Below are 12,049 nucleotides of genomic sequence, written 5' to 3'. Positions count from 1 at the left end.
CGGTCCTCTCTAGCAAAGCTCTGGTGTGGCTCTTGGTCTGACGAGTGCGGTTGGTCTTACCAGTGCAAGTCGGTCTTACGAGTGCGGTGTGGTTATTGCCGTCGGACGTGCGTGAACGGGGGTTGATCGGATAGCAAGGGCGTATGGCGGTCTTCGTCGCGCTCGGCGCGTTCCTGATGACGCTGGCCGGCGGCTGGACGGCACAGCGTGTGACCGACCGCCGCCACCTGGTCCTGGGCCTGGCCGGCGGACTGATGCTGGGTGTCGTCGGCCTGGATCTGCTGCCGGAGGCGCTCAAGGCGGCGGGCGAAGAGGTCTTCGGCGTACCGGCGGCCCTGCTCCTGTTCGTGGCCGGCTTTCTGCTGGCCCATCTGGTGGAACGCCTGCTGGCCGCCCGCCAGGCCTCGCACGGCGGGGAGGAGAGCAACGGACGCGCGCCCGAGGTGGGCCTCACGGCGGCCGCGGCGATGGTCGGTCACAGCTACATGGACGGCGTGGCGATCGGCGCGGCCTTCCAGGTCGGCGGGGGCATGGGCACGGCGGTCACACTGGCGGTGGTCGCCCATGACTTCGCGGACGGCTTCAACACGTACACGATCACCAGCCTGTACGGAAACGCCCGCCGCAAGGCCCTGACCATGCTGTTCGCGGACGCGGTGGCCCCGGTGGCCGGCGCGGCCTCGGCGGCCTTCGTCACCATCCCGGAGGGCCTGCTCGGCGGCTACCTCGGCCTCTTCGGCGGTGTACTCCTCTACCTCGCCGCCGCTGAGATCCTCCCCGAGGCACACCACGAGCACCCCGCCCGCTCGACGCTGCTGTGCACGGTGGCGGGGGCGGCCTTCATCTGGCTGGTGGTGGGCCTGGCCGGGTGAGCCGGCGCCGTTCACAGCTTGCCGCCGCGCCCGCCGTCGCGCGGCGCGGGCGCGATGAGCGTGGAGAGATAGGGGAGGGGCTCGCCGTCCAGCTGGGACGCCGGCCGGATGGACTCCGCCTCCAGCCCGAGCGCGGACCCCCACACGGCGTCGTCGATCCGCCCGGTCTCGCGCAGGGCCTCGGCGACCTCTCCGGCCTGCCGACCGAACTTGTAGGCGACGACGGTGCCGGGCCCGCTGAGGGCGTCCTTCAGCACGGCGGCCCCGGCGGTGACGGGCACGAGGGTGAGCGGCTCGGTGCCTTCGGTGAGCACGGCACCCGAGCGCGCCGCGAGATCCTGCATGGCGGTGATCCCGGGCACGGTCTCGATGACGGTCCCCGGCACGAGTCCGGAGATGGTCTGCGCGAGATAGGTGAAGGTCGAGTACACGTTGGGATCACCGATGGTGGCGAACGCGACGACACCCCGCTCCCGCAGCAACTGCGCGACCCGCTCCCCGGCCGCGTCCCAGGCAGCCTCCCGCCGCCCGCGATCACTCCGCTCGTTCAGCGCGAACACCACGCGAACGACCTTCTCCGCGGGCACGTAGTGCAACACGGTGGCCTCGGCCCGCCCGCGCTCCAAGGTGTCCATGACGGGCACGACGACAACATCGGCGGCCCGCAGGGCATTGACGCCCTTGACGGTCACCAGCTCGGGGTCACCGGGCCCCACCCCGACCCCGATCAACCTGCTGCTGTTGCTGCTGGTCATGACGTCCGGCACCTCTCCACGAACCGACGGGCCACACCGGGCTCGGACGCCCAGTGCGTGTGCAGATAACTGGCGTGCACACCTTGTTGTACGAAACCTTCGACCCGCGGCACAGGGGCGCGCACGCCCCAGGCAGGAGCCGCCCCCGCCCCCGGCTCGACGACCGTCCGATGAAACTCGTGCCCCCGCATCCGGGTCCCGGCGGGCGCCAGCACACTGTCACCGACGGCCACGGCGTCCCGATACCCGAGAGTGAGCCGCCCGCTCATCCGCGCACCCGCATCGAGCACCCCGCACATGGGCTGCCCGTCGAGCTCCCGGCACAGATACAGCAGCCCGGCACACTCGGCAGCAACGGGAGCCCCGCCCTCCGCAAGCGCGGCGACGGCTTTGCGCAGCGGTTCGTTGGCGGACAGCTCGCTCGCGTACACTTCGGGAAACCCGCCGCCGATGACCAACCCCCGTGTCCCGTCGGGCAGTTGCTCATCGCGCAGCGGATCGAAGGGAACGACTTCGGCACCTGCGGCAGCGAGCAGTTCACTGTGCTCGGCGTAGGAGAAGGTGAAGGCGGCCCCACCGGCAATGGCAACCCTCACCGACTGGGAGTTCCGCCCCCGCCGCCCCTTCCCGTCCCGACCCGGGGGCCAGCCCCCGGACCCCCGCTCCTCAAACGCCGGAGGGGCTGATTTTCGGAAGGGCTGATTTTCACCGGCCGGGGCTTGGTCTTTCAGCCCGTCCGGCGTTTGAGGACGAGGCCGTTCAGGCCGAAAGCGGGGGTCTGGGGGCGCAGCCCCCAGGGTCGGGACGGGAAGGGGCGGCGGGGGCGAGGAACCCAGGACCTCAGCCGCATCCCAGGCCGCACACGACAACGCACCCGCACTCCGCGCCAGCCCCGCCAACGCCTCAAGATCGCACCCGGCAGCCACCTGCGCAGCCATCGCCGCAACCGCATCAACCGCCGCAGCCCGCCGCTCGGCGACAGGCACCAACCCCAGATGCCGCGAGGGCGTATCCACCTGCGCAACCCGCCGCAGCACCCCCAACACAGGCACCCCGGCCGACTCCAACGCCTCCCGCAACAACTCCTCGTGCCGATCCGAAGCGACCTTGTTGAGGATCACGCCCCCGACCCGAACCTCCGGATCCCAGGACGCGAACCCATGCACCAACGCCGCCACGGACCGAGACTGCGACGACGCGTCGACCACCAGCACCACCGGCGCCCGCAACAGCTTCGCGACATGAGCGGTGGACGCGAGTTCACCCTCCCCCGCGGCCCCGTCGAACATCCCCATCACACCCTCGACGACGGCGATGTCACACCCACGAGCCCCGTGCAGGAACAACGGCCCGACCAACTCGGGCCCGCACAGATACGCGTCGAGGTTCCGCCCCACCCGCCCGGTGGCGAGCGAGTGATACCCGGGATCGATGTAGTCCGGCCCGACCTTGTGCGGGGACACGGCGAGCCCCCGCGCGGCGAACGCGGCCATCAACCCCGTGGCGACGGTGGTCTTGCCACTGCCCGAGGAGGGCGCGGCAATGACCAACCGAGGGACGGACACGGAGGAGGACATCACCACTCGATACCCCGCTGCCCCTTCTGCCCCGCGTCCATCGGATGCTTGACCTTGGACATGTCGGTCACGAGATCGGCGAACTCGACGAGCTTCTCGGGCGCGTTCCGCCCGGTGATCACCACATGCTGGGTCCCGGGCCGGTTCCGCAGCACGTCGACGACCTCATCGGTGTCCACCCAGCCCCAGTGCATCGGGTACGCGAACTCGTCCAGCACATACAGCTTGTACGTCTCCGCGGCGAGGTCCCGCTTGACCTGCTCCCAGCCCTCCCGGGCCTTCTCCTCGTTGTCCATCTGCTGATCCCGCTGCACCCAGGACCAGCCCTCGCCCATCTTGTGCCAGTCGACGGTCCCGCCCTCGCCCGAGGCGCCGAGCACCCGCAGCGCGTTCTCCTCGCCGACCTTCCACTTGGCCGACTTGACGAACTGGAACACCCCGATCGGCCACCCCTGGTTCCAGGCCCGCAGTGCAAGCCCGAAGGCGGCGGTGGACTTGCCCTTCCCGATGCCCGTGTGCACGACGACCAGCGGCCGGTTGCGACGTTGACGAGTCGTCAGCCCGTCGTCCGGCACCACACTCGGCTGCCCCTGCGGCATTACGCGGCCCTCCTGTTCGCGCCACCCTGTACATCCCTGACCAGCCCGGCGATCGAGTCCGCCCGCAACTCGTCGAGCGTCACCGCCGTACCGCCCAGCTCACCCGCGAGCTGCCCGGCGAGCCCCAGCCGCACGGGCCCGGACTCACAGTCGACGACCACGGAGGCGACCCCGTCGGCCGCGAACAGCCGAGCGGCCCGCCCGGCCAGCGCGACCGGCTCGGGGCCGCCGGTTGCCCGCCCGTCCGTCACCACCACGACCAGCGCCCGCCGCGCCGGATCCCGCAACCGCTCCACCCGCAGCACATCGTGCGCGCGCAGCAGCCCGGCCGCGAGCGGCGTCCGCCCGCCCGTCGGCAACGACTCCAGCCGTACGGCCGCAGCGTCGACGGACGAGGTCGGCGGCAGCGCGACCTCGGCGGCCGCGCCCCGGAACGTCACCAGCCCCACCTTGTCCCGCCGCTGATACGCATCCAGCAGCAGTGACAGCACGGCCCCCTTCACGGCACTCATCCGCTGCCGGGCCGCCATCGATCCCGACGCGTCGACCACGAACAGCACGAGGTTCCCCTCACGCCCCTCCCGCGTCGCCTGCCGCAGATCGTCCCGCCGCACGACCAGCCCACGCCCGGACCGGCCGCGCGCCCGCTGATGCGGCGCAGCAGCCTGCACGGTCGCCGCCAGGTGCAGCTTGGTCAAGGCCCCCTGAGGCCGCCGGGCTCCTGTCGTCCGGCCATGCTCCGTCCGCGCCCGCGAACGCCGCCCGGCGGCTCCCTCACCGATCCCGGGCACGCTCAGCACCTTGGTGCGGAAGGGCTCCGAGGCCCGTGCGGCGGACTGCTCGGCAGCCCCCGAGGCCTGCGGCTGTCCGCCCTCCCCGGCCTCGGGCCGGGCATCGGTGTCACCGCCCTGCGGACCGTCCGAGTCCCCGGAGGGCGGCTGCCCGCCACCGCTCGGTCCGCCGCCGTCGGGGTCCGGGTCGGGATCGTCGTCGCCGGAGAACTCCTCCAGCGTCTCGTCGAGCTTGTCCTCGTCGAGCCCCGGCGCGTCGAAGGGGTTACGGCGCCTGCGGTGCGGCAGCGCGAGCAGTGCCGCCTGCCGTACGTCCTCGGCGAGCACCTCGGTCCGTCCGGCCCAGGCGGCCAGCGCGGTGGCCGTGCGCGCCATCACGATGTCGGCCCGCATGCCGTCCACCTCGAAGGCGGCACAGGTCGCCGCGATCTGCCGGAGCGCCCCGTCGCCCAGCCGCACCGACGGCAGCAACTCCCGTGCGGCGACGATCCGTTGACGTACGGAAGCCTCCTCGCCCGCCCAGCGGGCCACGAAACCGGCGGGATCGTCGTCGTAGGCGAGCCTGCGCCGTACGACCTCCACCCGCTGGTCCGGCTCCCGGGAGGCGGCGACCTCGACGGTGAGCCCGAACCGGTCGAGCAGCTGCGGCCGCAGTTCGCCCTCTTCGGGGTTCATCGTGCCGACGAGCAGGAAGCGCGCGGCGTGCCGCACCGAGACGCCCTCGCGCTCGACGTACGACGCACCCATCGCGGCCGCGTCCAGCAGCAGGTCGACGAGATGGTCGTGGAGGAGGTTGACCTCGTCGACGTAGAGGATCCCGCGGTGCGCGTCGGCGAGCAGGCCGGGCTCGAAGGCCTTCACGCCTTCGGACAGTGCCCGCTCGATGTCGAGGGCGCCGACGAGACGGTCCTCCGAGGCGCCGACCGGCAACTCGACCATGCGGGAGGGGCGCCTCGTGCCCGGCCCCGGCTCGTGCGGTCCGTCCGGGCAGGACGGGTCCGGTGCCGCCGGGTCGCAGGAGAATCGGCACCCGGGGACGACGGCCACCTCCGGCAGCAGCGCCGAGAGTGCCCGCACGGCCGTCGACTTGGCGGTGCCCTTCTCGCCGCGCACCAGCACACCGCCGACCGCCGGGGACACGGCGTTCAGCAGCAGCGCGAGCCGCAGGTCGTCCTGGCCGACGACGGCCGTAAAGGGGAAGGGGGTGGTCACTGGTCGCCCTCCAAGTCGCCTTCCAGCTCCAGATACGTGGCGCGCAGCTGCTCCAGCGTCTCAGCGTCCGGCTCGGCCCACAGGCCGCGGTCGGCCGCCTCCAGGAGCCGTTCGGTGATGCCGCGCAGCGCCCACGGGTTGGACTGCTTCATGAACTCCCGGTTCTCCGGGGCGAAGACATACTCGGCGCTGAGCTTCTCGTACATCCAGTCGTCCACGACGCCGGCCGTGGCGTCGTAGCCGAAGAGGTAGTCGACGGTCGCCGCCATCTCGAAGGCACCCTTGTAGCCGTGCCGCCGCATGGCCGCCATCCAGCGAGGGTTGACGACTCGCGCGCGGAAGACGCGGTGCGTCTCCTCGCCCAGCGTCCGCGTCTTCACCTGGTCGGGGGTGGCGGAGTCACCGACGTACGCCTCGGGGCTCTCGCCCGTCAGATGCCGCACCATGGCGACCATGCCGCCGTGGTACTGGAAGTAGTCGTCGGCGTCGACGAGGTCGTGCTCACGGGTGTCGACGTTCTTCGCGGCCACGGCGATCCGCTTGAAGGCCGTCTCCATGTCCCCGCGCGCGGCCCGTCCGTCGAGCCCGCGGCCGTAGGCGTAACCGCCCCAGACGGCGTACACCTCGGCCAGGTCGGCGTCGGAGCGCCAGTTGCGGGCGTCGATCAGCGGCAGCAGACCGGCACCGTAGGCGCCCGGCTTGGAGCCGAAGATCCGGGAGGTCGCGCGCCGCCGGTCGCCGTGCCGTGCCGTGTCCTCGTCGGCGTGCGCGCGGACGAAGTTGCGGTCGGCGGGCTCGTCCAGCTCGGCGATCTTGCGGACGGCGTCGTCGATCAGCCCGACCACGTGCGGGAACGCGTCACGGAAGAAGCCGGAGATGCGGACGGTGACGTCGATGCGCGGCCGTCCGAGCTCGTCGAGCGGGATCACCTCGAAGCCGGTCACGCGGCGCGAGGCGTCGTCCCAGACCGGCCGGCAGCCCAGCAGCGCCAGGATCTCGGCGATGTCGTCGCCCTGCGTGCGCATCGCGGAGGTGCCCCAGACCGTCAGGCCGACGGACTTCGGGTACTCGCCGGTGTCCTGCAGATACCGCTGCACGAGGGAGTCTGCGAGGGACTGTCCGACCTCCCAACTCAGCCTGGAGGGAATGGCCTTGGGGTCGACAGAGTAGAAGTTCCGGCCGGTCGGCAGGACGTTGACCAGTCCACGGGTCGGGGAGCCGGACGGACCGGCCGGGACGTAACCGCCGTCGAGCGCCTTGAGGATGTGGCCGATCTCGTCCGTCGTACGCGCCAGTCGCGGCACCACCTCGGTGCAGGCGAACTCCAACACCGCGACGGCGTCCGGGAGTTCGGCGCCCAGAACCCCGCGTACGAGAGCCGGGGCGAGGGTGACGTCCCAGTCCCGTGCCTCCATGCCCTCCGCGATCCGCCGGCACAGCTGCTCCAGCAGGTCGATGGCGTCGGCGGCCGTACGGGAGGGGCCCTCGACGAGATCGGTCAGCTCGACGGGCACCTTCACCGGAGCACCGGGCTCGGCGAGCAACTCCTTCTCGACCAGCCCGAAATGAGCGGCCAGCGAAGCCCTGAGCCCCGGCAGAGCGTTCGCCTGCCCGCCCCACACCTGCGAGGCGCGCAGCACGGCGAGCACCAGGTTCACCCGCGGCTCGCCCACCGGCCCGCCGCCCAGGATGTGCAGTCCGTCCCGGATCTGCACGTCCTTGATCTCGCACAGATAGCCGTCGATGTGCATGACGAACTCGTCGAACTCGTCCTCGTCCGGCTGCTCGTCCACATGCAGGTCGTGGTGCAGCTCGGCCGCCTTGACCAGCGTCCAGATCTGCGCCCGCACCGCCGGCGCCTTCGTCGGGTCCAGGTCGGAGACCAGCGCGTACTCGTCGAGCAGCTGCTCCAGCTTGGCCAGATCGCCGTAGGTGTCGGCACGGGCCATCGGCGGTACGAGGTGGTCGACGACCGTGGCGTGCCCGCGCCGCTTGGCCTGGGTGCCCTCACCGGGGTCGTTGACGATGAACGGGTAGATCAACGGCAGTTCACCGAGCACGGCGTCGGGCGCGCATCCGCTGCCGAGCCCGAGCCCCTTGCCGGGCAGCCACTCCATCGTGCCGTGCTTGCCCATGTGGACGATCGCGTCGGCGCCGAACGTGTTGTCGAGCCACCGGTAGGCCGCCATGTAGTGGTGCGAGGGCGGCATGTCGGGGTCGTGGTAGATCGCGATCGGGTTCTCGCCGAAGCCGCGCGGCGGCTGGATCATCACGACGACGTTCCCGAACTGGAGGGAGGCGAGAACGATGTCCTCCCCGTCGACGTACAGATTGCCCGGCGGCTCGCCCCACGCCTCCAGCATCCCGTCCCGGAGCTCCGGGTCGAGCTTGTCGAACCAGGCCCGGTAGTCGGCGAGCGGCACGCGCGCGGGCGCGGCGGCCAGCTGCTCCTCCGTCAGCCACTCCACGTCGTGACCACCGGCCGCGATGAGCCGGTGGATCAACTCGTCGCCGCCGGAAGGGTATTCGGTGAGCGAATACCCGGCGGCCTTCAACGCGTCCAGCACCTGTACGGCCGACGCGGGCGTGTCCAGACCGACCGCGTTGCCGACCCGTGAGTGCTTCGTCGGGTACGCGGTGAAGACGAGCGCCAGCTTCTTGTCCGCGTTCGCCTTGTGCTTCAACAGCGCATGCCGTACGGCGATCCCGGCGACGCGCGCGGCCCGCTCCGGGTCGGCGACGTACACGGGCACGTCGTCGGGGCCCTGCTCCTTGAAGGAGAACGGGACGGTGATCAGCCGCCCGTCGAACTCGGGGATCGCGACCTGCATCGCCGCGTCCATGGGGGACAGGGCGGCGTCCGACTCGTCCCAGGCCGCGCGGGACGAGGTCAGGCAAAGGCCTTGCAGGACGGGGACGTCGAGGTCGGCGAGCGCGCCGATGTCCCAGGCCTCCTCATCACCGCCCGCCGACGCCTGCGAGGCGTGCGTGCCGCCGGCGGCGAGGACGGTGGCGACCAGGGCGTCGGTCCGGCCGAGGATCTCGTACAGCCCGGCGTCCGCACCGCGCAGCGAACCGCAGTACACGGGAAGGGCGTTGGCGCCCTTCGCCTCGATCGCGTCGCACAGGGTGTCCACGAACGCGGTGTTGCCGCTCAGCTCATGGGCCCGGTAGAAGAGCACGCCGACGGTCGGCCGCCCCTCGATGAACTCCCGCTCGCCGTGGACGCCGTACTCCGGCATCTTCTGCGGCTCGACGAACCCCTCGCCGGTCAGCAGCACGGTGTCGGACAGGAACCGGGCGAGCTCGGTGAGGTTGGCGGGGCCGCCCTCGACGAGGTACCTGAGCGCCTCCGCCACGACACCGGCGGGCACGGACGACTCGGCCATCAGCTCGGCGTCGGGGACGGCCTCCCCGCCGAGCAGCACGGTCGGGATCCCGGACGCCCGGAGCGCGGCGAGCCCGTCCTCCCAGGCCCGCTTCCCGCCCAGCAGCCGTACGACGGCGATGTCGGCGCCGTCGAGGAGGCCGGGCAGCTCCTCGGTCACATCCACCCGGGTCGGATTGCCGATCCGGTAGTCGGCACCGGAGGCGGCCCGAGCGGCCAACAGATCCGTGTCGGCGGTCGACAACAACAACACTGTGCTCATGCGGGCGCTCCCGGTGGAATGAAAGGCAGTCCTTGCGGCGCGCCGGACTCGATGAGCCGCCAGAGCGCGTCCGTGTCCGCGTGGTGTTCGATCAGGTCGCCGAGCCGGTCGAGCTGCTCCTCGCGCAGCGCGGCGAAAGAGGTGTCGGGCGCCGGCACGAAACGACGGCCCGCGGCGGCCGCCACCTCGCGCAGAAACGCCCGCCGGAACCCGTCCGACTCCAGCGAACCGTGCCAGTGCGTGCCCCAGGTCTGCCCGACCCGGATGCCGTCCAGGAAGGCTTCCCCTCCGTGGATGTCGGCGACCCCGTGATGGATCTCGTACCCCTCGACATGCTCGCCCAGGGCTTCCCCCACGGGCCGGGTGAGGGTCTTCTCGCGGGCGAACCGCACCCGTACGGGCAGCACTCCGAGCGCTTCGACATGCCCGCGCCGGCTCTCGACCTCGTCCTCGATGTGCTCGCCGAGGACCTGGAAGCCACCGCAGATGCCGAGGACGGGCCGCTGTTCGGTGGCCCTGCGGACCAGAGCGTCCGCAAGTCCCCGCTCGCGCAGCCACTCCAGGGCCTTCACGGTCCCCCGGGTCCCCGGAACGACGACGAGGTCGGCGTCGGCGAGCTCCTCCGGCCGGTCCACGAACCGCACCACGACGCCCGGTTCGGCGGCCAGGGCGTCCACGTCGGTGAAGTTGGACATCAGCGGGATCGCGCACACGGCGACCCGCAGCACGTCCTCGCCGACGGGCGGCGCGACGTTCGACTCCCGTACCGTCCCCCGAAGGGAGACCCGCAGTCCGTCCTCCTCGTCGATGCCGAGGCCGTGCTGGAACGGCAGGACGCCGTAGGTGTGCCGTCCGGTGAGCCCGTGCAGCATGTCGAGCCCGGGCTCCAGAAGGCTGACGTCCCCGCGGAACTTGTTGACGAGGAACCCGGCGACGAGTTCCTGGTCCTCGGGCGAGAGCAGGGCGACGGTCCCGAAGAAGGAGGCGAAGACCCCGCCGCGGTCGATGTCACCGACCACGAGCACGGGAAGCCGCGCGTTACGGGCGATCCCCATGTTCACGATGTCGGTTCGGCGCAGGTTGATCTCGGCGGGAGAACCCGCCCCCTCACAGATTACGGCGTCATACGTGCCCCGCAACTCGGCGAGACAGTCGAGGACGGTGCCGAGAAGCTTCTGCTGGCGCCCCCCGTGATACCCGCGTGCGCTCAGCTCACCCACCGGCTTGCCCATCAGCACGACCTGGCTGCTCTGCTCGCCACCGGGCTTGAGCAGCACGGGATTCATCAGCGCGGTCGGCTCGACCCGGCAGGCCTGCGCCTGCATGGCCTGAGCCCGCCCGATCTCGGCACCCTCGCGCGTCACAAACGAATTGAGGGACATGTTCTGCGCCTTGAAGGGCGCGACCTTGACCCCCTGCCGCACCAGCCAGCGACAGATCCCGGCGGTGACGACACTCTTACCGGCATCGGAGGTGGTACCGGCAACGAGAAGACCCCCGCCACTCATGACGCACCGCCCTGCTGTGGCCCTGGCTGTGGGCAGTCGTTCCGCAGGGCGGAACGGGTGGGCACGGCCCCCACCGCCGGTCGCCGTGCGACCCGGCCTCGCAACACCGCCCCAGCCGCACTGACCCCCAACGCCAGCCACCCCACCCGCCGCGACAACCGCACGGCACGCTCGATGTCGCCGACTTCCACCGCACGCCCCTCCCCGTTCAGCACAGGCCGATGCTCGACCCGCCCCCCGTAGGACAAGGTCCCCCCGAGCCGCACCCCCAGCGCCCCCGCGAACGACGCCTCCACGGGCCCGGCGTTGGGACTCGGATGCTTCGAGGCGTCGGAACGCCAGGCGCGTACGGCCCCCCGGCCGTCACCCCCGGCAGCGGCGGCCAGAACGGCGGTCACCCGCGCCCCCGGCCACCCGGCCACGTCGTCCAGCCGCGCCGAAGCCCACCCGTACCGCCGGTACTTGGCCGACTTGTGCCCCACCATGGCGTCGAGCGTGTTGACGGCCCGGAACCCGAGCAGCCCCGGCACCCCGCCCACGGCCCCCCACACCAGCGCCCCCACGACGGCATCGGACGTGTTCTCGGCGACGGACTCCACAACGGCCCGCGCGATCCCGTCGACGTCCAGGGCCTGCGGATCCCGCCCGCACAGATGCGGCAGCCTGGCCCGGGCGGCCTCGACGTCCCCGGCCTCCAGCGCACGCCCGATGCCACGGGCCTCGCGCGCGAGCGAAGTCCCCCCGACGACGGCCCAGGTGGCGGCCGCGGTCAGCGCGAGGGAGGCGGCACGGGACGGACGTACGGCTCGCTGCGCCACGAGGCCGAGCGCAATGGCGCCACCGGCGCACACGGCGGTGTGCAGCGCGCCCCACCCGCGATGGTCCCGCCACAGCACCCGCTCCACGGCCCCCGCGGCCCGTCCGAACACGGCGACCGGATGTCCGCGGCGCGGATCGCCGAGCAGATGGTCACCGAGGAGGCCGGCGGCGGCGCCGTACGCGAAGACGCGATCGGCACGCATCGGCTCAGCCGGCCGTGGGGTCGGGCAGGGACCTGGTCCTGTACCTCAAACGGCAGGCTGGCA

The 12,049-nt window shown here is 71.8% G+C and carries 7 protein-coding genes and 1 pseudogene; 1 reads left to right on the top strand and 7 read right to left on the bottom strand.

All coding sequences use genetic code 11. The features are described 5' to 3' along the window. Positions 1-143: 143 nt before the first annotated feature. On the top strand, positions 144-872 hold the full coding sequence (locus ACWDAG_RS08620) for a ZIP family metal transporter (protein WP_450694867.1): 729 nt from the start codon (positions 144-146) through the stop codon (positions 870-872). Positions 873-883: 11 nt separating this feature from the next. On the opposite strand, the gene cobI is transcribed toward ACWDAG_RS08620, so the two are convergent. The 7 genes and pseudogenes from cobI to ACWDAG_RS08585 form a co-directional block, all read right to left on the bottom strand. Next, positions 884-1,627, bottom strand: coding sequence for a precorrin-2 C(20)-methyltransferase (cobI, locus tag ACWDAG_RS08615; protein ID WP_450694866.1), 744 nt, complete (start codon positions 1,625-1,627; stop codon positions 884-886). Then, positions 1,624-3,204 (bottom strand): annotated as a pseudogene (locus ACWDAG_RS08610) (cobyrinate a,c-diamide synthase); the annotation flags it as partial. The gene cobI and the pseudogene ACWDAG_RS08610, both read right to left, overlap by 4 nt. Then, a complete protein-coding gene (cobO, locus tag ACWDAG_RS08605; protein WP_450694865.1) occupies positions 3,204-3,803 on the bottom strand; it encodes a cob(I)yrinic acid a,c-diamide adenosyltransferase in 600 nt (199 codons plus the stop codon). The gene cobO and the pseudogene ACWDAG_RS08610, both read right to left, overlap by 1 nt. Further along, the gene (locus ACWDAG_RS08600; RefSeq protein WP_450694864.1) at positions 3,803-5,806 is read right to left on the bottom strand and encodes a putative cobaltochelatase; all 2,004 of its coding nucleotides are present in this window, start codon (positions 5,804-5,806) and stop codon (positions 3,803-3,805) included. The genes cobO and ACWDAG_RS08600 overlap by 1 nt, the downstream gene beginning before the upstream one ends. Beyond that, the gene (cobN, locus tag ACWDAG_RS08595) at positions 5,803-9,456 is read right to left on the bottom strand and encodes a cobaltochelatase subunit CobN (RefSeq protein WP_450694863.1); all 3,654 of its coding nucleotides are present in this window, start codon (positions 9,454-9,456) and stop codon (positions 5,803-5,805) included. The genes ACWDAG_RS08600 and cobN overlap by 4 nt, the downstream gene beginning before the upstream one ends. Beyond that, positions 9,453-10,964 carry a cobyric acid synthase gene (locus tag ACWDAG_RS08590; protein ID WP_450694862.1) on the bottom strand — a complete coding sequence of 504 codons (1,512 nt, stop codon included), beginning with the start codon at positions 10,962-10,964 and terminating at the stop codon, positions 9,453-9,455. Before ACWDAG_RS08590 ends, cobN begins: the two co-directional genes overlap by 4 nt. Beyond that, positions 10,961-11,986 (bottom strand): cobalamin biosynthesis protein, encoded by a 1,026-nt coding sequence (locus ACWDAG_RS08585; RefSeq protein ID WP_450694861.1) that lies wholly within the window; start codon positions 11,984-11,986, stop codon positions 10,961-10,963. The genes ACWDAG_RS08590 and ACWDAG_RS08585 overlap by 4 nt, the downstream gene beginning before the upstream one ends. Positions 11,987-12,049 lie beyond the last annotated feature (63 nt).

Source organism: Streptomyces sp. NPDC001157, assembly GCF_053598255.1.
This window is presented reverse-complemented; position numbering and strand designations above follow the sequence as displayed.

Bases quoted from the DNA above. Each gene is read 5' to 3' on its own strand.
- ACWDAG_RS08585 (WP_450694861.1), bottom strand. From the start codon at position 11,986: ATGCGTGCCGATCGCGTCTTCGCGTACGGCGCCGCCGCCGGCCTCCTC.
- cobI (WP_450694866.1), bottom strand. From the start codon at position 1,627: ATGACCAGCAGCAACAGCAGCAGGTTGATCGGGGTCGGGGTGGGGCCC.
- cobO (WP_450694865.1), bottom strand. From the start codon at position 3,803: ATGCCGCAGGGGCAGCCGAGTGTGGTGCCGGACGACGGGCTGACGACT.
- ACWDAG_RS08590 (WP_450694862.1), bottom strand. From the start codon at position 10,964: ATGAGTGGCGGGGGTCTTCTCGTTGCCGGTACCACCTCCGATGCCGGT.
- cobN (WP_450694863.1), bottom strand. From the start codon at position 9,456: ATGAGCACAGTGTTGTTGTTGTCGACCGCCGACACGGATCTGTTGGCC.
- ACWDAG_RS08620 (WP_450694867.1), top strand. From the start codon at position 144: ATGGCGGTCTTCGTCGCGCTCGGCGCGTTCCTGATGACGCTGGCCGGC.